The 24,082-nt window shown below is 38.1% G+C and carries 25 protein-coding genes; 10 read left to right on the top strand and 15 right to left on the bottom strand.

Going from position 1 to position 24,082, the window contains the following annotated elements; translation table 11 throughout:
- Positions 1-109 precede the first annotated feature (109 nt).
- From J8L85_RS07905 to J8L85_RS07895, 3 genes are all read right to left on the bottom strand, one after another.
- Positions 110-1,066: a TIGR01777 family oxidoreductase gene (locus J8L85_RS07905; protein WP_211016125.1), complete on the bottom strand. Its 957-nt coding sequence runs from the start codon at positions 1,064-1,066 to the stop codon at positions 110-112.
- Positions 1,067-1,172: 106 nt separating this feature from the next.
- Positions 1,173-1,832 (bottom strand): tRNA (5-methylaminomethyl-2-thiouridine)(34)-methyltransferase MnmD, encoded by a 660-nt coding sequence (gene mnmD / locus J8L85_RS07900; protein WP_211016124.1) that lies wholly within the window; start codon positions 1,830-1,832, stop codon positions 1,173-1,175.
- A 1-nt stretch (position 1,833) separates the two neighbouring features.
- Positions 1,834-2,304 carry a DUF4920 domain-containing protein gene (locus tag J8L85_RS07895; protein ID WP_211016123.1) on the bottom strand — a complete coding sequence of 157 codons (471 nt, stop codon included), beginning with the start codon at positions 2,302-2,304 and terminating at the stop codon, positions 1,834-1,836.
- A gap of 107 nt (positions 2,305-2,411) precedes the next feature.
- On the opposite strand from J8L85_RS07895, the gene J8L85_RS07890 reads away from it, so the two are divergent.
- Complete coding sequence (locus J8L85_RS07890) at positions 2,412-3,482, top strand: branched-chain amino acid aminotransferase (protein ID WP_211016122.1); 1,071 nt, start codon at positions 2,412-2,414, stop codon at positions 3,480-3,482.
- Between the two features lie 36 nt (positions 3,483-3,518).
- Here J8L85_RS07890 and J8L85_RS07885 read toward each other — a convergent pair whose 3' ends face one another.
- On the bottom strand, positions 3,519-3,905 hold the full coding sequence (locus tag J8L85_RS07885; protein ID WP_211016121.1) for a nucleoside triphosphate pyrophosphohydrolase family protein: 387 nt from the start codon (positions 3,903-3,905) through the stop codon (positions 3,519-3,521).
- A 553-nt stretch (positions 3,906-4,458) separates the two neighbouring features.
- Here J8L85_RS07885 and crcB point away from each other — a divergent pair.
- The 4 genes from crcB to J8L85_RS07865 all read left to right on the top strand — a co-directional run bounded on the left by crcB (position 4,459) and on the right by J8L85_RS07865 (position 7,950).
- A complete protein-coding gene (crcB, locus tag J8L85_RS07880; protein WP_211016120.1) occupies positions 4,459-4,830 on the top strand; it encodes a fluoride efflux transporter CrcB in 372 nt (123 codons plus the stop codon).
- Between the two features lie 294 nt (positions 4,831-5,124).
- Positions 5,125-5,463 (top strand): P-II family nitrogen regulator, encoded by a 339-nt coding sequence (locus tag J8L85_RS07875; RefSeq protein ID WP_211016118.1) that lies wholly within the window; start codon positions 5,125-5,127, stop codon positions 5,461-5,463.
- A gap of 27 nt (positions 5,464-5,490) precedes the next feature.
- The gene (gene amt, locus J8L85_RS07870; RefSeq protein WP_211016116.1) at positions 5,491-6,771 is read left to right on the top strand and encodes an ammonium transporter; all 1,281 of its coding nucleotides are present in this window, start codon (positions 5,491-5,493) and stop codon (positions 6,769-6,771) included.
- Positions 6,772-6,882: 111 nt separating this feature from the next.
- Positions 6,883-7,950 carry an outer membrane beta-barrel protein gene (locus tag J8L85_RS07865; RefSeq protein ID WP_211016114.1) on the top strand — a complete coding sequence of 356 codons (1,068 nt, stop codon included), beginning with the start codon at positions 6,883-6,885 and terminating at the stop codon, positions 7,948-7,950.
- Positions 7,951-8,017: 67 nt separating this feature from the next.
- Here the strand turns inward: J8L85_RS07865 and J8L85_RS07860 are convergent, their stop codons facing one another.
- The 3 genes from J8L85_RS07860 to J8L85_RS07850 all read right to left on the bottom strand — a co-directional run bounded on the left by J8L85_RS07860 (position 8,018) and on the right by J8L85_RS07850 (position 10,778).
- Positions 8,018-8,668 carry a DUF1684 domain-containing protein gene (locus J8L85_RS07860; protein ID WP_211016112.1) on the bottom strand — a complete coding sequence of 217 codons (651 nt, stop codon included), beginning with the start codon at positions 8,666-8,668 and terminating at the stop codon, positions 8,018-8,020.
- 128 nt (positions 8,669-8,796) lie between these two features.
- Entirely contained in the window at positions 8,797-10,206 is a 1,410-nt protein-coding gene (locus tag J8L85_RS07855; protein WP_211016110.1) for an alpha/beta hydrolase, read from the bottom strand.
- Between the two features lie 113 nt (positions 10,207-10,319).
- Complete coding sequence (locus J8L85_RS07850) at positions 10,320-10,778, bottom strand: Lrp/AsnC family transcriptional regulator (RefSeq protein WP_211016108.1); 459 nt, start codon at positions 10,776-10,778, stop codon at positions 10,320-10,322.
- A gap of 263 nt (positions 10,779-11,041) precedes the next feature.
- Between J8L85_RS07850 and J8L85_RS18005 the strand changes: the two genes are divergently transcribed.
- The 3 genes from J8L85_RS18005 to J8L85_RS07835 all read left to right on the top strand — a co-directional run bounded on the left by J8L85_RS18005 (position 11,042) and on the right by J8L85_RS07835 (position 12,978).
- The gene (locus tag J8L85_RS18005) at positions 11,042-11,290 is read left to right on the top strand and encodes a hypothetical protein (RefSeq protein ID WP_247656579.1); all 249 of its coding nucleotides are present in this window, start codon (positions 11,042-11,044) and stop codon (positions 11,288-11,290) included.
- Between the two features lie 101 nt (positions 11,291-11,391).
- Positions 11,392-12,243: a formyltetrahydrofolate deformylase gene (gene purU, locus J8L85_RS07840; RefSeq protein ID WP_211016103.1), complete on the top strand. Its 852-nt coding sequence runs from the start codon at positions 11,392-11,394 to the stop codon at positions 12,241-12,243.
- 30 nt (positions 12,244-12,273) lie between these two features.
- Entirely contained in the window at positions 12,274-12,978 is a 705-nt protein-coding gene (locus tag J8L85_RS07835; protein ID WP_211016101.1) for a DUF4197 domain-containing protein, read from the top strand.
- Positions 12,979-13,189: 211 nt separating this feature from the next.
- Here J8L85_RS07835 and J8L85_RS07830 read toward each other — a convergent pair whose 3' ends face one another.
- Positions 13,190-13,996: an alpha/beta hydrolase gene (locus tag J8L85_RS07830; RefSeq protein WP_211016352.1), complete on the bottom strand. Its 807-nt coding sequence runs from the start codon at positions 13,994-13,996 to the stop codon at positions 13,190-13,192.
- 230 nt (positions 13,997-14,226) lie between these two features.
- Here J8L85_RS07830 and J8L85_RS07825 point away from each other — a divergent pair, with 230 nt between their 5' ends.
- Positions 14,227-14,421: a hypothetical protein gene (locus tag J8L85_RS07825; protein WP_211016099.1), complete on the top strand. Its 195-nt coding sequence runs from the start codon at positions 14,227-14,229 to the stop codon at positions 14,419-14,421.
- A gap of 1 nt (position 14,422) precedes the next feature.
- On the opposite strand, the gene pyrF is transcribed toward J8L85_RS07825, so the two are convergent.
- From pyrF to J8L85_RS07795, 6 genes are all read right to left on the bottom strand, one after another.
- Positions 14,423-15,244: an orotidine-5'-phosphate decarboxylase gene (gene pyrF / locus J8L85_RS07820; RefSeq protein WP_211016097.1), complete on the bottom strand. Its 822-nt coding sequence runs from the start codon at positions 15,242-15,244 to the stop codon at positions 14,423-14,425.
- Between the two features lie 62 nt (positions 15,245-15,306).
- Positions 15,307-16,383, bottom strand: coding sequence for a peptide chain release factor 1 (gene prfA / locus J8L85_RS07815; RefSeq protein WP_211016095.1), 1,077 nt, complete (start codon positions 16,381-16,383; stop codon positions 15,307-15,309).
- Positions 16,384-16,598: 215 nt separating this feature from the next.
- The gene (locus J8L85_RS07810) at positions 16,599-17,597 is read right to left on the bottom strand and encodes an FAD:protein FMN transferase (protein WP_348771733.1); all 999 of its coding nucleotides are present in this window, start codon (positions 17,595-17,597) and stop codon (positions 16,599-16,601) included.
- A 152-nt stretch (positions 17,598-17,749) separates the two neighbouring features.
- A complete protein-coding gene (locus tag J8L85_RS07805; protein WP_211016093.1) occupies positions 17,750-18,193 on the bottom strand; it encodes a Rieske 2Fe-2S domain-containing protein in 444 nt (147 codons plus the stop codon).
- A 56-nt stretch (positions 18,194-18,249) separates the two neighbouring features.
- On the bottom strand, positions 18,250-19,428 hold the full coding sequence (locus J8L85_RS07800) for an AIR synthase related protein (protein ID WP_211016090.1): 1,179 nt from the start codon (positions 19,426-19,428) through the stop codon (positions 18,250-18,252).
- 93 nt (positions 19,429-19,521) lie between these two features.
- A complete protein-coding gene (locus J8L85_RS07795; RefSeq protein ID WP_211016088.1) occupies positions 19,522-21,708 on the bottom strand; it encodes a glutamine synthetase III in 2,187 nt (728 codons plus the stop codon).
- 190 nt (positions 21,709-21,898) lie between these two features.
- Here J8L85_RS07795 and J8L85_RS07790 point away from each other — a divergent pair, with 190 nt between their 5' ends.
- Positions 21,899-22,915, top strand: coding sequence for a glutamine synthetase beta-grasp domain-containing protein (locus J8L85_RS07790; protein WP_211016087.1), 1,017 nt, complete (start codon positions 21,899-21,901; stop codon positions 22,913-22,915).
- Positions 22,916-22,995: 80 nt separating this feature from the next.
- Here the strand turns inward: J8L85_RS07790 and J8L85_RS07785 are convergent, their stop codons facing one another.
- Positions 22,996-23,934 (bottom strand): calcium/sodium antiporter, encoded by a 939-nt coding sequence (locus J8L85_RS07785; RefSeq protein ID WP_211016085.1) that lies wholly within the window; start codon positions 23,932-23,934, stop codon positions 22,996-22,998.
- Positions 23,935-24,082: the final 148 nt, after the last annotated feature.

Raw genomic sequence — 24,082 nt, 5'->3', positions numbered from 1 at the left:
AGTCGGCAAAAGTACTGCCAAATCTCTAAAAATGTCAAAATGTCACCAAAGTTTATAAAAAAATCCGCCAAAAGCGGATTCTTAGATACTAAAGTATTTTTAAGCAGGATTATGAAACATAGTCTTTAGCCGTATTGTGTGACCTCTCATCACTGCTGTTACCATATATATTTTCTAGTGCAGAACATACGTTCTGATGATGGAACAAGAAACCTTCTTCCTCGATTGCCTTACTACTAACTCTCTGACTAGCAAATAACAACTCTGACATCTCGCCCAAAACAACTTTCATAGCAAACCTCGGAACATTTGGCAGAATTAACGGGCGCTCCATCACCTTGGCAATTTCTTTCACCAATCTACTATTGGTCACAGGGTTTGGCGATACCCCATTAAAAACACCGGCTATTTCATTTTCTACAACAAACAGAAAAATCCTCGCCAAATCCGACAAGTGTATCCATGATTGCCACTGAAGACCAGAACCAAAAGCAGCCCCTATATAATTCTTAACAGGCTTTGCCATTTCTGGCAGGGCGCCACCTTTATCCGAAAGCACCAATCCGATTCTAATTTTAGCAACCGTCAGTCCCAAGTTTTTAAACTCATCCGCCTTTTCTTCCCATTTCTTAACCACCATACCCAAAAAACCATCGTCTACATTGTTTTCCTCTTCTGTGTAGTAATTGGAAAGTGAATTGGGGTAAATACCTATTGCCGATGCCGTAGCAATAGTTTTAATATTGTGTCTTTGAAGTTGATATATACCCAACAACAAAGTATCCAAAGAATCGACTCTACTGGCAAGAATCTCTTTCTTGTACTGTTTGGTCCAACGTTTTGAGATACTGGAACCCGCCAAATTTATAATTGCCGAAACCCCCTCAAAGGATCTTAGGTCAATTTCCTTTTTTTCGGGATTCCAATAAAATCCCTTATAATTTGGTTCTGAAACCAATTTATTTTTGCTTGTCGTCAGAAAATTGACGTCGTATCCTTTTTCATGACATTGGGATACCAATTCTTGCCCAACCATTCCTGTCGCCCCAGTTATCAATATCTTCATACGACAAAGATATCGGTTTACAAGAAGGGACATAGCATGTTTAATGCCGATTTAACACTGCGAATTGATTTTTAAGAAATTTTAACCTCAAACAACTACATTGCAACTACTTACAGGCCCGTAACATCTCTCTTTTTCCAGGAGGCCCCGGTAATCTTTCTACAACAAAACCTACTTCTTGCATAGCGCGCCGTACACTTCCCTTTGCGGAATAAGTGACCAATACCCCACCTTGCTTTAGAGACTTATACATCTTGTCAAAAATTTGCACTGTCCACAATTCTGGTTGCACCCTTGCGCCAAAAGCATCAAAATAGATAAGATCAAAATCGTTCGTATTCTCTATCTGGTCAAAAAATTTCTTTTCCTTCGTTAGCGAAAAGCAATTATTGATTTCTACCTCTTCGTTCCATGGTACACTATGCAACAATTCAAATTCTCTACTACGGGGGGTAGCGTCCAATTTTTTCACATAGTCCAACTCCCGAATCTCCACTTCCGATACTGGGTACGCCTCTACCCCTGTATAACTGACGGTCAGTTTTCTTGCCTCCGCCTCTAACAAGGTTATAAACGCGTTGAGCCCCGTACCAAAACCTATTTCTAAAATTCGAAGTTCTTGGTCTCTATATAAATCCAGTCCATTCTTGATAAAAACATGATACGCCTCTTGTACGGCACCATGTTTAGAATGATACTGCTCGTCCCAATCTTTTATATGGATTGTTTTGGAACCGTCTCCCGTAGTTATGATCTCCCTTTCCAAACTACTCCAATATCAAAACACCATTGGCCTCAAACCCATATGTTTTTTTAGGTTTTACAATTTTTGCTATCTCTGTTTCTGAAGCACCACCATCTTTGGCAAAATGTTTTTGGTCGGCAACACTCATTTCCTCGACAAAAGCCTTGCCCTCGACAACCACTTTTTTACCTTCGATATCCTTTGGCATAAAGAAACCATAATCCTTAAACCTTACCATGGTTTCTTCCCCACCGTCCAACTTCAATTTCATCCAGCATCCCTTCACCTTACAAACTTCTTGTACTTTGCCCGTAAACTTGGTATTTAAGGTATCTGCTATGGACATGGCCGTATATTTTTCTTTCATTGCGGCAGAGCTAATAGCATTCTTTTCATTTATCTTCTCTCCAAAAGAGTTAGTTACAGACGTATCCTGCCCCATGCAGGCAAAACTTATCATAAAAAACACGATCAAAATGTTAAAACCTTTCATATTGCATAAAAATTAAGTTAGAACTACAAAACTGGTCATTTTTAAACTAAAAAAGAAGTGGCGATTGGGATAATTGATTAATTTTAATCAATTAAATTATAATTTAGATGAGTACCGAGATCAATAACATTATAGTAGAGAAGGCAAAAACCTCTAAAATTGACCAAGTTGACTTTGACAATCTTAAATTTGGCTCTGTATTTACAGACCATATGCTAGTCTGTGATTATAAAAATGGCTCTTGGCAAACACCAAAAATTGTTCCCTATCAACCAATAACCCTAGATCCATCATCTAAAATATTCCATTATGGCCAATCTATCTTTGAAGGTATGAAGGCCTACAAGGACGAGAAGGGAGATATTTTCTTGTTTCGACCTTTGGATAATTATAAGAGATTGAATATTTCGGCAAAAAGGATGGCCATTCCGGAACTGCCGGAAGACTATTTTATGGAAGGACTCACCACACTTTTAAAATTGGACCAAGCGTTTATTCCAACCAATGATGGGTCGTCTCTTTACATCAGACCTTTTATTTTTGCATCTGGAAATGGTTTTCATGCATCGCCTGCAGATGAATACAAATTTATTATCGCATGTGCCCCTTCCGGTTCTTATTTCTCTGGAAAGGTAAAAGTATTGATAGAGCAGACCTACTCAAGATCCGCGAACGGAGGGGTTGGTTACGCAAAGGCCGGAGGTAATTATGCAGGTCAATTTTACCCTACTCAATTAGCTATAGAGAAAGGATACAATCAGGTTATATGGACCGATGACACCGAGCATAAATATATTGAAGAGGCCGGCGCCATGAACATATTTATCCGTATCAACGACACTTTGATCACCGGGCCTACAAGTGATAGAATTCTGGACGGTATCACAAGAAAAAGTATCTTAGAAATAGCCAAAGACAACGGCATCCCAACAGAAGTAAGGAAAATTACGGTAACCGAAGTTGTTGATGCTGCAAAAAACGGAACCCTTAAGGAAATGTTCGGTGCCGGTACGGCAGCGGTCATATCCCCAATTGCAGGTTTCGGGTATAACGAAACAGATTTTGACCTGCCAGAGTTAAATGATAGCTACGCCACAAAACTAAAGAAATTAATTACTGACATACAGTACAATAAATCTGAAGATAAATATGGCTGGCGTTTTAAAGTGACAGAATAAAAAAAGAGCCTCATTGAGGCCCTTTTCTATTTTCGTTTATTTTTCTAAAATAGCGGCGATATCGGGTTTAAAATAATTGGGCCCTTTCAAGACCTTTCCATCTTCCCTATAAATGGGTTTACCATCCGCTCCCAATTTGCTCATATTACTTTTTTGAATCTCATTAAAGACCTCTTCTATCTTATATTGCATGCCATGTTCCAAAATCGTACCACATAATATATATAGCATATCGCCCAAGGCATCGGCGACCTCGACCATATCGTTATTGGTAGCCGCCTCTAGATATTCTTTATTCTCCTCATCCATCAGGTTAAATCGCAATTTATTTTTTGCCTCACCTAAATCTGCCTTCATTTCATGCGAAATTCCCAATCCAAAAGATTCGTGAAACAATTGAACAGCATTGATTTTATTTTTCATTTACGTAATTCTAGTTTATAGATTAGCTTTGCGTAAAAATATAAAATATGTTCAGCACCGGACAAATTGTTTTTGCCATCCTATTTATAGTCTCTTTTTTCTTTATTATTGTCTTTACTTACAAAAAAGACCTAAAACTTCACAAAAAAAATTACAAAGGTGTTAAGTGGGTAGGAATATTCTTTATAATATTCATAATAACCCTCTTTTGTATTAAGTATTTCTTTAAGAAATAGCCAATATTTTACGTTCACCACAAATCTTAAAGCTTTCACAACAAAAAAAAGGATTTCCTCGTATAATATAACAAATAGCGTAATTTTGCGTTATGCATCTATAAAGGGGCTTTTAGTTATGATGACATTCTTTACAATTTTACTGGTATTAATAGGATTAAATGTGGCTATGGTCATTGCAAGTATGAAAAATATAAGCAAAAAGATGAAAAAACCTACAGCCAATATTTCAGAAAGCACAAATACCGTTATTTACCCTATAGATTTAATTACATCCAGCTACAAGAAAGCTGTATAGTTTTTTACCTTTACAAGGTATGAAACAGTTTTTACTAATTTTTATGGGTGGAGGTATAGGCAGTTTTCTTCGCTATATTATATCCAAATCCCTAAATAACTATTACCATAATTTTTACTTAGGCACTTTTTTAGTAAATGTCGTTGGCTGTTTAATAATCGGCCTCTTGATCGGTCTTTCATTAAAGAACAATTATTTATCAGAGAATCAAACCCTATTGTTGGCCACTGGGTTTTGTGGAGGCTTTACAACCTTTTCCACTTTTGCCCTTGAGAGTAACTTACTCTTAAAAGAACACTCCATACTATATATGTCCCTTTACGTGGGATTTAGTGTAATCTTAGGCATCCTAGCCATTTCTGCAGGCCTATGGATCAGCAAAATGTTATAATTCTAACATTTCAACACTTCTTCTTTAAAATTACAGAGTTTATTCTCTTTTTACCTATTTATTAAACAATTACCAAATATTACTTGCTAATTACTGCATAATTATCAATTTACACCCCTATACCCACAATTTCGCACCCTTACATTCTCAAAATAACATCAAATAAACACTTATACCTATAATTTTATAGGGTATAATTTGACATATACATAAAAATCATATCATACACCCCTAAAAAAATAGGGTGTTAAATATTTTAACATACATTTGAGACATCAAAAACAATTTAGAACAATGAAAAAAATCGAGGCAATTATCAGAAAATCCAAGTTTGACGAGGTCAAGGCGGCATTGCATCAAATCGAGGTCAACTTCTTTAGTTACTGGGACGTAACAGGGGTTGGAAATGAAAAACAAGGTCATGTATATCGTGGCATATCGTATAGCACTACAGATATTCAAAGAAGATATCTCTCTATAGTCGTATCCGATGAATTTACACAAAAAACGGTTGACACCATTTTAGAAGCAGCGTACTCCGGAAATGTCGGAGATGGTAAGATATTCGTTTCAGATGTTATTGAAGCCTATCGTATTAGGACCAAAGAAAGCGGTCAAGCAGGAATCAATTAACCAATCAACTAACTAAAAAAATTTATTATGACTGAAGTAACACAAGAATCGATGGATAAAGCGCTGGAGGCTATAAATGGAGATATGGGCGCGTTATGGATAACGATCGCCGCCATTTTGGTTTTCTTTATGCAAGCTGGGTTTACCCTAGTAGAAGTTGGTTTTACCAGAAGTAAAAATTCCGGTAACATAATTATGAAAAATATAATGGACCTAGCGGTAGGTTCTATCATGTTCTGGGCCGTAGGTTATGGCATTATGTATGGCAGCGACTTGGTATTGGGAGGTTTATTCAGATCTAGCCCATCTGATCAAGGCTATTTCTTTTTTAGCGCCACAGATTGGTACAACCTATTTTTTCAGACTGTTTTCTGCGCAACTGCCGCCACAATTGTATCTGGTGCTGTAGCAGAAAGAACGAAATTTTCCACTTATTTAATTCTGTCCGCTGTATTGACCACCTTGATTTATCCGATTTCAGGTAGTTGGTACTGGCCATTTGACGACGACGCATGGCTAAACACTGCCGGTTTTGTCGATTTTGCAGGATCTTCCGTAGTACACGCCGTAGGTGGTGGTGCCGCTTTAGTAGCCGCTATAATGGTGGGGCCTAGAATTGGAAAGTATGTAGATGGTGAAGTTAAAGTACTCCCCGGACACAATATGATGTATGGTTCGCTCGGTGTATTTATTCTTTGGTTAGGATGGTTCGGATTTAACGGAGGATCCCAGTTAGCATGGGGAGGAGATGATACCATTGCCGCCGGAAGCGTTATTATCAATACAAATTTGGCCGCAGCGATCGGTGCTATTTCAGCATTGGTACTTACATGGCTAAGATATGGCAAACCTGACCTATCAATGACACTTAACGGTGCTCTTGCAGGCTTGGTAGGCATAACGGCCGGTTGTGGTGCAGTAAATGCTTATGGATCATTGGCAATAGGCCTTGTTTGTGGATTGGCAGTAGTAATCTCCATTGAGTTTTTAGATAAGAAATTAAAGATAGACGACCCAGTAGGAGCAATTTCAGTTCACGGAACATGTGGCTTTTTAGGCACCGTGCTCGTAGGTTTATTTGCTTTGGACGGAGGTCTTTTATATGGTGGCGGAGCCAAACTTCTATGGGTGCAGACCTATGGATCGTTAGCCTATATTCTTTGGGCCGCTTTCTGCACTTTCGTAGTGTTGATCATATTGAAGAAAACGATAGGTCTTAGGGTTTCTAAAAACGACGAAATCGAAGGATTGGACTTAACCGAACACGGTACAGAATGTTACCCTGAACATATATCCAACGACAAATAAGAAGAAAATAAAAACGGAGCGTTTTGCAGAACGCTCCGTACAATAACCTCTTCAAAAAATCTAAATAATTTTTCTAAATACAATCCCTCCCAGGATTTAAAATTTAAACTTATGAAAATGATTATAAATACAAAATTCGTAAAAAATTTAATCTTTAGCACAATTTTCCTTTTTTCTATTGCGGCAGTCGTTGCCCAAGAAGAAGAGGAAACCTCTCCAAAGTTCAGTTTAAGCGGATCTATAGATGCTTATTACAGAGCCAATCTAAATGCCGGTAACGGCGTAGACGCCCAAGCCCCAGGAAGTTCATTTGCAAACTTGCCCGGTTTTGCTTTGGGCATGGCCAATGTGGTAGCAACCTATGAAGGGGAAAAAGTCGGATTTGTAGCCGACTTGGTATTTGGCCCAAGAGGTACAGATGCCATATTCGCCTCCCCCATGTATTCCGCAACAGGTGATATCGTAAACCAGTTATATGCTTACTGGAACGTATCGGACGCCGTTACATTAACTTTTGGTAACTTCAATACTTTCTTAGGTTACGAAGTAATTTCTCCGGTAGCGAACTTTAACTACAGTACATCTTACCTGTTCTCCTACGGTCCGTTTTCACACACAGGCCTAAAGGCAGATTTCGCAATATCAGACGATTTCAGCTTGATGCTAGCCGTGATGAACCCTACAGATTTGACCGAGTTTAACCCAACAGGGCAATATGCGTACGGTCTACAATTAGGTTACAGCGGACAATACGCAAACCTATTGATAGACAATGGTTCATATGAAATAGACTATACAGGTGGGTTTGATTTGTCCGATTCTTTTTTCCTTGGATTAAACGCCGCTTATTTTAGTGGAGATGAAGATGACAACATAGGCAGTTTTGCAGGGGTCGCGGTATACCCACAGTTAGCCACATCCGACACTTTTACTATCGGGTTAAGGGGCGAGTACTTTACCGAAACCGATTTCTTTGGTGCCATCGGCTCCTCTGATGCTGACGGTGACGCCAGTGTCTTTGCCGTAACATTAACAGGTAGTGCCACAATAGGTGACTTGATCATTAAGCCAGAATTAAGATTGGACAGCACTTCAGAGGACACAACATTCGTAAATGGTGACGGAGAAGCTATGAGCAGCTTATCTTCCTTTGTTTTGGCCGCTGTTTATTCTTTTTAAGAATTCTTACACAATTGATTTTATAGTTTTTAGCATTAAAAACCCGACATAAATGTCGGGTTTTTTACTATTTATCAAATTTTTTGACTCCCGCCAAAATCTTGGTCTTCAAATTATTTACCGGTGGAACGATAGGACACGAATACTTCTTATTGTAGACACAATAAGGATTATAGGCTCTATTGAAATCTATCGTAATCTCCTCACCCTCAGGAATTCTTAAATCTAAATAACGGCCTCCCTCGTAAGTTTCATTTCCATTGGTAAGATCTGAAAATGGCAGAAAAAGATAATCCTCATACCCATCTTCTAACATAAGTTCTTCATTTTGATAAACTTGAAGTTCAAAATTTTTCCCGTTCAAGGTAAATTTCAACACTCCGTATACCATTTCTTTAGATTTTTCACCACCAGTAGTAGACATTAAAAAAGGAAGGGCACTGGGCGTTCTGACCAGACGCGCCCGTACAATATAATTGGTGTCAGGAGCAAAAAAATCAAGTCCTTCAAAATCTTTACGATACCTATCGGGCAAAGGGGATTTGTCCGGGTCTTTAAAGTCTTCGTTAAGCTGGTGTTGAAATTTAAGTATATCCGCAATTTTATCTGTTACCACCTCTACCTGAACATCTTTTTGCTCATCGTGATATTTTTTTTCACCCTTACAACCTATCAGAAATAGGACCAGAAAAACGGTTGCCAATATATGTATTCTCATTGTCATAATATTTACCACAAAAATACGCAATCTGCGTGTTTAACATTGACAACTGTCATCTTATAAAGAAATACCGCAAGACAAACGATTAGCAACATATATTCTATACAACCCATAAACAAAAAGGTCTATTCCTCAATTACATCGTACCGCGCATCTTTTAGGTATTTGTATACCAACTCGTTAAACTCTGGGGTAATCCGCAATAGAGCGGTATCTTCTAACGCATATAGCTTCTGTTTATCTTTATATCCCGTTTTTAACAACTCCTCTAAATAAAACAAGGCCGTACCAAAATCTTCAATTTTAGAACTCAGCGATATAACATGTAGGTAACCGTCGGGGTTTTTAGGTTCCGTAATCGTCTTAAGCATGTATAAAAAGTTCAACGCCTCTACATCCACCTCCTTATCGCCAGATATCAAATTAATATTATCGGAAATTAAAGCATTAACATAGCCTCTTAACCTACTTCCCATTCTCTTTTCGAACTTATTGGAACTCTCCTTCATCTTGTCCAGTTCTTCCATTTGAAAATTCCACCATCCCAAATTATTATAATTATAGGTCATTATATCCTCTTCCAGGTAATAATTATAATCTTCCTTTATCAAAGATTCTTTTAAAAAATAATTGTTTTGATTCCTTTTTCCATCCTTGTAAACCTTACTACGACGTAATGATTTTCTGATGGTCTTAAGGGAATCTAAATCGCCAAAGGGGTGATACACCTGAATCGTATTTTTTAAAACGTTATCGGCCAATAAAGGATTTCCTTCAGAAAATAAATTGTTCGCCCTGATCAAAGAACTTTTATAAAAACTCTCGATAATACTATCATTTTTCTCAAGATGTCCCTTTGCCATTTCAGACAAGCTAAAGATTCTTAAGGCCCGCGAAATCTCGCTATTTGGTGCCCACTGTTGGTCCCCTTCAAAAATCATGGCCAGATTAGAAAACTTTAACCTGTCCAACACCTGTTTTGTTTGCAGCACTTCTCGGTAATTGTAATCTCCCCTACCAACTATACCTATAAAATAGAACGGATTCTTAGAACTGAGCACTTCGACATTAGCCATAGATGCGCCACAGACAATAACCCCGTTAATGTCTTTTATAAACGTTGGCAACAAAGAAGCAAACCTACCACCATCGCCTATACCCGCAACATAATTACGCTCTTTATGTATAGGGACCATTTGATAAACAGCGTTCAACATTCTATTGGCAACAAGTACATTTTCTGAAAGACTTAAGGTATCGCTCGTACTATTTGACCCCGCCAAAATATAACCTTCCTCTTCCGCCGCTTCCCTAAACATAGAAATACTTTGTTTCGCCCTACCCTTCATATCCATAACAAACAATACGGGCCATGTTTTAGACATTTCAAAGTATGATGGCAGATAAAGAGCAAAAGTTTCTTCTGTACCATTTACCACCAAACTATCGTTAACAGCTCCTTTAGCAAGTTTTAATTGTTGCGAAAAAGTAACAAGAGGCAACAACAGCGAAAATATAAATACGTATTTTTTCATATAATTGAGAACATCAAAAATCTAGCCAAAAACTTATGACTAAAAGTAACCATTTATAGAGTTATAAATTTATTAGATCGGCCGATTAAACTTACGTCAATTATCACAACTCCCTATAAATCGCTCTTAACTTTAAGTATTGGGGCATTGGAAATCACTTGAGAAAGAACAATATTGGTTCTGGTTTCCCCATATTGTATCAGCTTATCTATAAATCTTTCTAGATGAAATTGATCCTTGAGAACCACTTCCATTACAATATTTTCGTTTCCTGTAATCCTATAACAATTTACGACCTCATCAAAAGTATGTACTAAAGCCAAGAACGGTTTTAACTTCCCCATAAAAGCCCTTAATGTCACGATCGCCTGTAGTTGATGCCCGGTAAGGGAATGTGAAACCTCTGCATGATACCCCTTTATAACACCCAAATCCTCCATTTTTTTTACACGTTCACCAACGGCCGGTGCCGTTAATCCGATTGCACGACCAATATTCGCAAAGGATTCTCTAGCATTACTCTGTAGTTTTTGAAGTATCCTCCAATTTAACTCATCTATCTTTACACTCATACCCTAAATTAAAAATAATATTTAGTATCGAAAGCAAAATTACAAAATAGCTTTCTAATCAAAAGTCAAATATGAATATTCTGTGGTAATTTTATATGGTCATCCATTAAATAGAACTGAACGTGTCAAACAAAAATCTAAGACATATTCCTGTATACAAAAAAGCCCTTGAACTTTGTAAAATTAGCAGGGAGATAGCTTCTTATGTCACATTCAACAAAGATTTGCTTAGACTATACGAATCTAATAGCCTACGGGATATTATGGCAAACTCTATTTTAACCGACAGTATTTTAATACCTCAAAAAATTGCGCTTGCCGAATCCTCGAAGTGCAGCACCGAGCGTTTAAAAAGTATTTCGTTCATAAACATTATGATCAGAAATATAAACTCTTATTGTACCGGTCTTGAAAAAGACGGGGTCAAAGAAATAGAATACCTTAATCTGCTACGATCAGAAATAAAGAGCTTTAGGAAGCATTATCGTAAATGGAAAAAATCTTTAAGGTAATACGGCTTATCAATATTTTTAGGCACTTCAACTGGTAATGCATACAAGTCACAATATTGTATGATATTATGAGTTATTTTTGAAGCCTAAAACTTCAAGATTTGAAAGTAGTCATACTTATTAATTGTCCCGACCAAAAGGGAATCATCAGTTCTGTCACCAGTTTTATACACGCTAACGATGGCAACATCATTTACCTGGATCAACATGTTGACAAATCTGACGATGTATTTTTTATGAGGCTAGAAAGCGATTTTGAGGGAGACGGCTTCGATTTAGGTCCCTTAAAACAAAGTTTCGAAAAAGAGTTGGCCACTAACTATAAGATGAAATGGAGCTTACATACAGATTCATCTAAACCGAAAATGGCACTTTTTGTCTCTAAATACAATCATTGTCTATATGATTTGTTGAGCAGGTTCAATTCTGGTGAGCTGTCAGTAGAAATCCCATTTATTTTAAGCAACCATCCCGATCTAAAATATATTGCGGACCAGTTTAACATTCCCTATTTCCACATTCCTTTTTCAAAGGAAAACAGGGAAGAAGATGAAGCGAAGCAATTAAGCCTATTAAAGAAATACAAGATAGATTTTATTGTACTTGCAAGATATATGCAAATAGTAAGCAGTACATTAATAAATGAGTACCCTAACAAAATTATAAACATCCACCATTCTTTTTTACCCGCATTTGCCGGAGCAAAGCCTTACCATGCTGCCTTTAAAAGGGGCGTTAAGATTATTGGGGCAACAAGCCACTATGTAACCGAAGAGCTAGATGCCGGACCGATCATAGAACAAGATGTCACCACCGTATCGCACACCCATACCATTTCAGACTTTATAAGCAAGGGTCGCGACCTTGAAAAAATAGTACTTTCAAGAGCCGTTAAATTACATGTATTAAGAAAAACGATGGTCTACAACAATAAAACGGTGATTTTCTCGTAACCCTATTTAGTATCCTATAATTTAAAGAACATGATAAAAAAATTAAGTTTCGTCTTTACACTATTTATGGTGGTATCTTGTAACGAGTTGCAACAAGTAGTTAACCAATTACCTACGGGCACCACTTTGGGCAACGAAGAAATTGCAAATGGATTAAAAGCCGCATTGGACAAAGGCATTACAGAACAAGTAAGCAAACTGACCAAAACCGATGGCTTTTACAAAAATGAACTGGTAAAAGTTTTATTACCCGACGAGTTGGCCAAAGTAGACAAAACATTGAGAGATATTGGCCTTGGAAATTTAGCGGATGAAGGCCTAAAGGTTCTGAACAGAGCCGCTGAAGATGCCGTTTCAGAGGCTACTCCAATTTTTGTTAACGCCGTAAAGGAAATGTCGTTCAACGATGCCAAATCTATATTGCTGGGTGATGACAAAGCCGCCACGACGTATTTAATGGATAAAACACAAACAGAACTTTACAGCAAATTTAACCCCGTGATAAAATCGTCTTTTGAAAAAGTAGGGGCAGATAAAATATGGAGCAACTTGATCAATAAGTACAATTCTATCCCCCTTACAAACGATGTAAATCCAGATTTAACGGATTATGTTACCAATGAGGCATTGGAAGGAGTTTTTACAATGATCGCACTGGAAGAAAAGGAAATTAGGACCAAAGCATCATCAAGAACAACGGATTTACTGCGTAAAGTTTTCGCCCTACAGGATTAAGAATATTTTTTTTAACATTTACAACAATATATCTATCTATAATACGTTAAAAATTTAAGTATCAACTATTTATTCACCTGATACTTTACATGAGCAAAATTCTTATTTTCAGTTTTTGAGTTAGTATTTTTTGAGTTAGTTAGTTAAAAAAACCGATGGGAGCATCGGTTTTTTTTATTTGGAGACTTTCTCTTTTATTTATGATCCTGGGCTATGCCATTACACTTTGCGCATGGTTTTCCATTCCAACAAAGTACCCGATTACCATTCTATTGAACAAATCTGGTTGCTCAACATTTACGACATGTCCGCAATCTTGAATAATAAAAAGGTTTGCATTCTCTTGATCGGCCGAAATCTTTTTTATCGTAGGCAAAAAGAGATAATCTTCCTCTCCCATTATATACAAAGTGGGCACCCCAATATCCTTAAGCCTAAAAACTTCTAAAAGAGGTCGTACATCTGCCGTAAGCTTAAACCACCTGTCAAACTCATCTTGACAGAGTTTCTTTGCTTCATTAACGAACAGCATTCGTGATTCTTTATGGTTTCTATGCGGCATTATTATAAAAGCAAAAAGTTTATATAACCATAAATAGGGTACTACCGGCTTAAAAAAAGTACCTAAACGAATTAGAAAACGAGATCGAAGATCAATTTTCATAATAGCTCCTCCCATAACCAGACTCTCTACCCTATGCGGATGATGTTCTGCAAGATTCCTTATCAATATCGTTCCCAACGATATACCTATGAAATGAGATTTATCTATAGACTCATGATCGATTACCCTTAAAATATCATCGGTAACGGCATCGAAAGTATAATCCGGTTGCAACGAGTCTTTTGGTTTTGATTGCGAACCGCCGTGTCCTCTTAAATCTAACAACAATACGTTATAGTATCTTTTAAACTCTCGCACTTGTTTGTACCATATAGAAGAGCTTCCACCGGCACCATGAACAAACGTGACCCACGTATTAGATTCCCCATGTATGTACTTCGTATAATTTAACAATGTATGCGTTCTTGCCTTGCTTAAATTTAATGCAGCGTACAATGTATAGATTCTTTTCTTAATGTAAACCTGCTGATATCATAATTATATGCTAACACCCCTCTTTTTGAAGATAATACGAGGTTAATGTTAAAAAAAAGACAAATTACATCATTATTAGATGTATAACACTACCTACCAACATCCAAAACCCTGTTCTGCACGTATATTTGTAAGAACAAATTATTATTATGGAAAAGCAATATTGCAAAGTAGGATCGGTTACCCCAATTACGGCAAAGGCAGATGCCGTGACAATGTTAGAATATCAATACCAAAATTTTTTGGACAAAGCCTCTAATATTGAGCATACCAATACAAAATTGGGCGATTTTTTTGAACAAAAGGCAAAGAAACTTCAAAAGGCCTTAGAAAGCCTAGTATAGATTATTTTAAATTGTTGAGTTCCTCTTGCATCTGCATTTGTAGTTCTTCAGCTTTCTTTTGGGCGGCAATAGTGAAATCTTTTCCGTTCGAGGCATAAATTATACCTCTGGAAGAGTTTACCAATAGACCTACCTCTTTGGTCATGCCATATCTACAAACCTCTTTTAAACTACCCCCTTGTGCGCCTACCCCAGGAACCAAAAGAAAACTCTCTGGCACTATTTCTCTAATTTCCGATAAGTATTCGGCTTTCGTTGCACCGACCACATACATTAGATTTTCTGCCCCTTTATAAGTTTTAGAAACCTTCAACACCTCTTTGTACAGTTCATCACCTTCAATTTTCTTTGTTTGAAAATCAAAAGCACCAACATTGGAGGTTAGGGCCAAAAGAATGGTGTGCTTATTTTTAAATGACAAAAAGGGCTCTACCGAATCTTTTCCCATATATGGGGCGATAGTGATAGAATCGAAAGCTAAATCCTCAAAAAAGGCCTTAGCATATCTTGTTGAAGTATTACCGATATCACCACGTTTGGCATCGGCGATGGTAAACTGCTCCGGGTATTGGGTATTTAAATAATCGATAGTCTTTTCTAAAGATTGCCACCCCTTTATACCGTACGCCTCATAAAATGCGATATTGGGCTTATACGCGACGCATAAGTGATGTGTAGCATCTATTATAGCTTTGTTAAAGGAAAAGATAGGGTCTTCTTCATCCAATAAATGAGAAGGTATCTTGTCTAAATCCGTATCAAGGCCGATACATAGAAAAGATTTCTTTTTATGTATCTGTTCAATTAAATCTTTCGTCGTCATAGTGTTGTATATAAACCCGTTACAAGTCAAATAGCAATGAAAACCGGTTTTTGAAGGTCTAATTAAAAAATATCGGAAGCTTCTTTCAATTTCTCGGTATTTTCCACCAAACTTAGCTCGTCGATTATTTTTTGAATATCCCCATCGATGATATTGGAAAGATCATAAAGCGTAAGCCCTATTCTGTGATCGGTAACCCTACCTTGAGGATAGTTATACGTTCTAATTTTTGCCGATCTGTCGCCACTGCTGACCTGAGAGTTTCTTTTTGCGGCATCTTCCTCTTGCTTTTTGGCAAGCTCTAGATCATATAATCTTGAACGCAATACACGAAAGGCCTTATCCTTGTTCTTATGTTGCGATTTCTGATCTTGACATTGTGCTACAAGACCTGTAGGAATGTGGGTTAAGCGCACAGCTGAATACGTCGTGTTCACCGACTGCCCACCAGGACCCGAAGAACAGAAAAAATCGATTCGAACATCCTTGGGATCTATTTGAACATCAAAATCCTCTGCTTCGGGCAATACCATGACCGTTGCTGCACTCGTATGCACCCTACCTTGGGTCTCTGTCTGTGGCACCCTTTGCACCCTATGGACTCCGGCTTCAAATTTTAAAGTACCATAAACGTCTTCGCCCGTTACCTCGAACTGTATTTCCTTATAACCTCCACTTGTACCTTCGCTAAGATCAATCACATTTGTTTTCCAGCCTCTGCTTTCACAGTATTTTGTATACATCCGAAACAGATCACCGGCAAAAATACTAGCCTCGTCACCACCTGTTCCTGCCCTAATTTCCATAACCACGTCTTTTGCGTCTTCTGGATCTTTAGGGATCAGCATTAATTTAATTTCGTCCTCTAGTGCAGGTAGTTTCGATTTAGCTTCTTCCAATTGCATTTTAGCCATCTCCAACATTTCCTCGTCACTACCATCTGCAATAATTTCTTCGGCTTCGGCAATGTTATTGGTCAATTCCAGATATTCATCACGCTTTGCCATTAGATCTTTAAGATCCTTATACTCTTTCGTCAATTTTACATAACGAACCTGATCCGAAATAACATCGGGTTGAATAATGAGATCGGAAACCTCATCAAAACGTTGTTTTACAATGTTTAACTTATCTATCATGTGCTTACTTCACTTGTCTTGCGAAATTACGACAAATTTGTTGATCCCTTTAATTTGAAATAAATCTAGTTTTGATTTTCATTCATGTCTCAAAACCAAAATTCAATGACCATACGCTATCGCAACATTTAATGGAAGATATTCTGAAATTATTAAAAAAGACGACTATAAATTAAAGCTACTTCTATAAGGCAAGAAAATTACCGTCGTAAATTTTACGGTATTTTATCCAACAAAAGACCATCACTTTTATACAAGGTATTGTTAGAATCCACGATTATAACATCTGTGCCGCCTAGTTGGTTTACCAACGACAAACCCGCATCTTTGCCCATGACCATAATAGCCGTTGCCAAAGCGTCACATAGCTCTGCACTTTTTGAGAAAATGGTCACATTTTGAATGGTTTTCTTAATAGGATAACCCGTTCTAGGGTCTAGAATATCTTTGTACTTTACCCCGTTTATCTTTATAAATTTTTCAGAGTTTCCGGTCGTTGCCACTGATGATTCCAACAACGGCAACCAAGTAAATATTTTTTTTCGGTTATTTGGGTTGGCAATCCCCAGCAACCATTTTTCGCCACTTGCCTTTGTTCCCCATGTGGTTATATCACCAGATGCATTTATAACACCAGCTATTACCTGTTTAGAAACCAACAGCTCTTTGGCCTTATCTACCGCATACCCTTTTCCTACAGCCCCAAAAGATATTTTCATACCCTTTTTGTTTAGATAGACACTATTATTACTAGGGTCTAAAATTATATTGTGATATCCTACTTTTGACATAGCATTGTCAATCTCGTCTTTAGTAGGCATTGATGTCATAGAACCATCAAACTTCCAAACATCGTTCAAAGATGAATATGTAATATCAAAAGCTCCATTGGTAATTTCAGAAATCTGTTTACATCTTTCTATAAGTTTAAAAAGTTCTAAACTTACGGAAACCGGTTTTACACCAGCGTTCTTATTGATCAGGGAAGTTTCAGAATTTGGGTCCCAAGAAGAAATCAGTTTCTCTATTCTTCCTATTTCACCTGCAGCTTCTTGAATATTTATGTACCCTAGATCTTCGTTCTCTGAAACCACGGTAATTTCAATTGAACCACCCATTAGCGGCACAGACTGTTTTACGGTCAAGTAATTCTTTTCTTGCCCAAAAACACAGAATGTAAAGAATATAAAAAATACAGTTAATTGTCGTTTCACTTATCTACATTTAAAAGTGAAACATTCTGCCCAAGTGCAACCACGGTGGAGCACAAGATACCCCAAGCGGTCAAGCCCATAAAATTAATCGCATTATTAAAGTAAGGAAACTTTTGTTTCAAGGTTATTAGATTTGGGAACTAAAATCATGATTATTCGAATACACGGAGAATATTACCTTCCAACGCTGTCTGATAGATTTTTAATGGCTTTGGCGTTTTACTATCTACCTGGTTAAGGTTACTACCGTCTTGTGCAAAACGTGATCCATGAACATCGCAATAAAAGAATCCGCCTTCTTGATCCACGAACCTCACTTCATCATAGCTCTGATGGCTACAAACCTGACTTGCGGCTACAAAATTGCCTTCCAGGTTTCTGGCCACGACCACTAAATTCTTTAAAATAAATCCACCATTTTCAGCCAAATCGGCGGCCTCGGGAGAGGTTAAGTCTATTGTAAAATCCACACCCGTGGGTTCTTCGACAATATCACCTTCTACCCCATCATCTTTTGAACAACTCCCCAAGCAAGGAAAAGTAACGGCAAAAGCCGCTCCAGCCCCAAGACTTTTTAAAAACTGTTTTCTTTCCATAGCAAGACATTGACATTTATAATAAAAGAACGCAGTTATTGGGCAATTCGTATGCCTTAATATTCAAAGACGCCGTATTCGCTTTCGATAGTAAGTTTTTTGGTCGGCGAAGCCTCTACTTTTCCTATTATTTTAGCCTCAACCCCAAAACTGTTGGCTATAGATATCAAATCTTGCGCAGTGTCTTTGTTCGTGTAGATTTCAAGACGATGACCACAATTAAAAACTTGATACATTTCTTTCCAATCCGTACCCGATTGTTCTTGAATTAATTTGAACAAGGGCGGTATTTCAAAAAGATTGTTTTTTATGATATGTAACTCGTCGATAAAATGAAGAATTTTTGTCTGCGCCCCACCACTACAATGAACCATACCATGAATATCTTTTTTGTTGTATTTCGACAATATTTTTTTCACGATGGGAGCATATGTTCTAGTAGGAGACAACACCAATTTTCCTGCATTTAGAGGAGAACCCTCCACCTCGTCCGTTAATTTTACTTTCCCCGAATACACCAATTCTGTCGGCACTTCGGCATCGTAGCTCTCCGGATATTTTTCGGCCAGATATTTGGCAAAAACATCATGTCGGGCAGATGTAAGCCCGTTACTGCCCATGCCGCCATTATATTCACTCTCGTAATCTGCCTTGCCATAAGAAGCAAACCCCACGATTACATCCCCTTCGCTAATATTCGCGTTGTCTATTACATCTTCCCTTTTCAACCTTGCGGTTACGGTAGAATCTACAATTATTGTTCTTACCAAATCTCCGACATCTGCAGTTTCACCACCGGTAGATTTTATGGTAATACCGTAGCTTTCCAACTCCTTGATCAATTCTTCGGAGCCATTTATGATCGCCGATAAGACCTCTCCGGGAATTTTATTCTTATTTCTTCCTATGGTAGACGAAAGCATAATATTATCGGTAGCCCCCACACAGATCAAATCATCAATATTCATGATCAACGCATCTTGGGCAATGCCTTTCCAGACCGACAAATCTCCCGTTTCCTTCCAGTACATATAGGCCAAAGACGATTTGGTACCTGCACCATCGGCATGCATAACCAAGCAATAATCCTCATCACCGGTCAAATAATCAGGAACAATTTTGCAAAAAGCCTTTGGAAACAGGCCTTTATCTATGTTTTTAATGGCATTGTGCACATCTTCTTTTGAGGCAGAAACGCCCCGTTGATTGTATCTTTCGCTATGGGATGAGGACATAAGTTGGTATTTGTGGCAAAAATATAGTAATTGTACGAAACTCCAAGCCCAAAGCGCTCTTCAGGCAAAAAAGTCGATTCTTATTTTTAATATTTATTTGATGAACAGAAGCTCACTATATTTTGTAAGTGGCCACAGCTGATCTTCTATCAATTTTTCTAGTTTGTCAGAATAATTTCTAATATCGTCAAAATAAGGTTTAACATCATTACAATATGCCATAGCCTTTTTTTCAGTATCGGTTATTGCATTGGCCTTTTTCTGGGCATCGGTCAAAGCATCGGTCATTTTTTTCAATCCTGTCAGGTACTCCCCTATCTCCTCTATCATTGCCAACTGTATAACCGTAAAATTCTTATGCGCCGCACCATAAATCTCTTTTAGACCGGTAACATTTTTTATCAACTTGTTCTGATAGGCAATGGCCGCCGGAACCACACTGTTATATACAAGTTCCGCATACATTCTACCTTCTATTTGTAAATGCATCACATAAGCCTCCAGCTCCACTTCCTTTCTTGCCATCAACTCTACTTCGCTCATCACCTTCATAGACTTAAAGAGTTCTATACTGGCACTTGACGACAATACCTTTAAGGCATCGGGAGTATTTCTGTTATGACTTAATTTTCTTTTTAGCGCTTCATTTTCCCATTCTTTGCTATATCCGTCACCATCGAACCTGATTCTTTTAGAGGTTTTGATATATTCTCGCAATACATTAAAAATGGCCTCATCCTTTTTTAGGCCCTTTTTATCTATCAACACATCTACTTCCTTCTTAAAATCTTTTAACTGCTTGGCCACAATTGTATTAAGAACAGTCATAGGTTTGGCACAATTGGTCTTAGAGCCGACCCCTCTCATCTCAAACTTATTACCGGTAAACGCAAAAGGAGAAGTACGGTTACGATCGGTGTTGTCCAAAAGAATTTCTGGAATCTTGCCCACTACGTTCAACTTTAATTCCGTCTTTTCTTCCGGTGACAGTTTACCTTTTGAAACACCCTCCAATTCATCGAGTACATTACTAAGTTGCGTACCTATAAAAATGGACAAAATTGCGGGCGGAGCTTCATTGGCCCCCAATCTATGATCATTACCGGCCGAGGCTATAGACGACCTTAACAACTCTTCGTACGTATCAACCGCCTTTATCGTATTCACAAAAAAGGTAAGAAACTGCAGGTTCTTCATAGGTGTAGAACCAGGGCTCAACAGATTAACCCCTGTGTCTGTAGACAATGACCAGTTATTGTGCTTGCCCGAACCGTTGACCCCTAAAAAGGGCTTTTCATGAAAAAGTACTTTTAAATGATGACGATCGGCAATTTTATCCATTACATCCATCAATAAAAGATTATGGTCTACGGCAAGGTTCGCCTCTTCAAATACGGGCGCCAGTTCGAACTGGTTAGGAGCCACCTCGTTATGTCTTGTTTTAACCGGAATACCCAATTTGGTACATTCTTTTTCCAAATCGCTCATAAAGCTCAGCACTCGTCTTGGTATTACACCAAAATAATGGTCATCTAATTGCTGGCCTTTTGCAGCGGCCTCGCCCAACAAGGTTCTACCGGTTAAAATAATATCGGGCCTAGAATGCGCCAATGCCTTATCGACCAAAAAATATTCTTGCTCCCATCCCAAGGTAGCGTTTACCTTGACAACGTTTTTATCAAAATATTTGGCAACGTTGGTGGCCGCTTCATCTATAGCGCTCAACGCCCTTAACAATGGAGCTTTATTATCTAGTGCCTCCCCTGTGTACGAAACAAATATGGTAGGTATACATAATGTTGTACCATATATAAAAGCCGGTGAAGTAGGATCCCAAGCGGTATACCCCCTAGCTTCAAATGTATTTCTGATACCGCCATTTGGAAAACTGGAAGCATCGGGCTCTTGTTGCACCAACTGTCCACCCCCAAACTTTTCTAATGCTATACCATCTACGGTAAGATCAAAAAATGCATCGTGCTTCTCTGCCGTAGTACCCGTTAATGGCTGAAACCAATGGGTATAATGAGTAGCCCCCATTGATATGGCCCATCCTTTTATTGCCTCCGCTACTTGGTCCGCTATTTTACGATCTATCTTAGATCCCGAGAAAATTGCCCCTTTTAAACTCTCATAGGCATCTTTGGTCAAATATTGAAGCATTTTTGCTTCGTTAAAAACGTTGACGCCAAAAATTTCTGAACGCCTTCCTTTTTCCTCTACGGAAATAGTTTCTCTTTGAAAACTTTGAGCAATTGCATCAAATCTGGGTATGGACATAGTATTTCGTATTATTAATTTGTCAAAATTACGTTGCAAAAATAACTATTTGACAAAATACCCACTAAAAAATGGGGGTAAAACATAATTATTGCATTTTTTCGAGATTTACCCCCTAAAAAATGAATATAATACCACAAAAAAGGTATTTTTGTTTGTCATTTTTTCATTTAAACATAACGATCACATTATGAGCAAAACAAAATTAGAATACATCTGGTTAGATGGATATTACCCAACCCAAAACATGAGGAGTAAAACCAAAGTGGTGAACGACTTTGGCGGAAAATTAGAAGACTGTCCTATGTGGTCTTTTGATGGCAGTTCCACAAGACAAGCCGAAGGTGGTTCTTCTGACTGTATATTAAAGCCTGTTGCATTGTTCCCAGATCCAGCAAGAAAAAACGGTTACTTGGTTATGACCGAAGTTCTTAATGCGGACGGAACACCACATGTATCTAATGGTAGAGCTACGATCGATGATGATGATAATGATTTCTGGTTCGGTTTTGAACAAGAATATTTTATAATGGATAGCGCCACAGAACTTCCATTAGGTTTCCCAAGAGGCGGTTACCCTGCCCCACAGGGAATGTACTATTGTTCTGTTGGTGGAAAAAACACACACGGAAGACATATTGTTGAAGAGCATGCCGATTTATGTATAGAAGCCGGAATCAACTTTGAAGGAATAAACCAAGAAGTTGCCTGTGGACAATGGGAATTTCAGTTGTTCGCCAAAGGAGCTAAATTGGCAGGAGACGAGTTATGGGTTGCACGTTACCTATTAGACAGGCTAACGGAATCTTATGGTTACTACATTGAGTACCACCCAAAACCTTTAGGTAAGGATATGGATTGGAACGGTTCTGGAATGCATGCCAACTTCTCCAACTCTACTTTAAGAACTTGTGGCGATCAAGCTACCTATGAAAAAATATGTGAAGCGTTCAGACCCGTTGTTAAAGAGCACATAGAGGTTTACGGTGAATTTAACGACCAACGTTTGACAGGTCTTCATGAAACTGCGGCCATTACTGACTTTAGCTACGGAATATCTGACCGTGGAGCTTCTATCCGTATTCCTATTGCAACTGTTGAAAGTGGTTGGAAAGGATGGTTGGAAGACAGAAGACCAGCATCTAACGCCGACCCATATAAAATTGCAGGCAGAATTGTTGAGACAGTTAAATCTGCCAACATATAATTTTAATTAATTGTTGATATCATGAAAAGCGCCTTGGAAATTTCCAAGGCGCTTTTTTATATCTTAAATATATGTTTACACTAACCAATAGTGCTATACACAAAGCCCAAATAAATACCTATAAGCAACAAACCATCTCGCCAGCCCAAACGAAGACCTTTCGGAAAAAAGACCAACGGCAAAATGAGGAAGGAAATTCCGAGCATCCAAAAAATATCACTCGACAACAAACCTTGGTCCACTACCTTTACCGGGGTAATTATAGATGTAATGCCCAGAACGGCCAAAAGATTAAAAATGTTGGATCCAATCAAATTACCCAAAGAGATGGCCTTTTCCTTCTTTATTACAGCTATCACCGAGGCCGCCAGCTCAGGAATACTCGTGCCGACGGATACTATGGTAATAGCAATGACACGCTCACTTACACCAAACGCCGTAGCCAAGCCCACAGCTCCATTAATCAATAATTCTGAACCGCCCCATAACGAAACACCTCCCAATCCAAGAAAAAGTACCGTTTTATAGGTAGGTAACATTACATCCGGCTCATCTTCAAGATCTATAACAGCCGGTTTCTGAAAACGAAGAAGGTATACCAAGAACAGAAAAAGAAAAACAACCATAACAATACCTTCGTATTGCACCAGAACACCATCAAAATATATAAAGAAAAAGAAAAGCACAGAAGCCAACATCATCACGGGCCAATCTGTAGTATAAAAACTTCTACTTACATTAATAGGACTTAAAAGTATGGTAACCGCCAAGACGAGTCCTAAATTAGCAATATTCGACCCTACTACATTACCCAAGGCCAAATCGGGAAAACCATCTAAGGCCGCATTTACACTTACAATTAACTCTGGTGCCGAAGTTGCAAAAGACACCACGGTCATACCCACTACAATTTTTGGTATACTCAATTTTAACGATAGATCTACCGCCGATTTCAGCAACCAGTTACCGCCCGCTATCAGCAATACCAAACCGGCCACTACAAAAAGAAAATTATGCATAACAATTATTTGATTGCAAATATAACAGAACGGTCTTGGTTTACCCCTCCGACAAAAAAGCTTTAAAAACGAGTAAAATAGTTAAATAACTATTTTTATAGTTGTATAACTAAAAAAATAGTTTATTTTCGAAGAAACATTATTCAAT

Source organism: Maribacter sp. MMG018 (assembly GCF_018100785.1).
In the GTDB taxonomy this organism is placed as follows: Bacteria; Bacteroidota; Bacteroidia; order Flavobacteriales; family Flavobacteriaceae; genus Maribacter.
The sequence above is the reverse complement of the archived record's forward strand: the minus strand, read 5'-3'. Positions and strand labels throughout refer to the sequence as shown.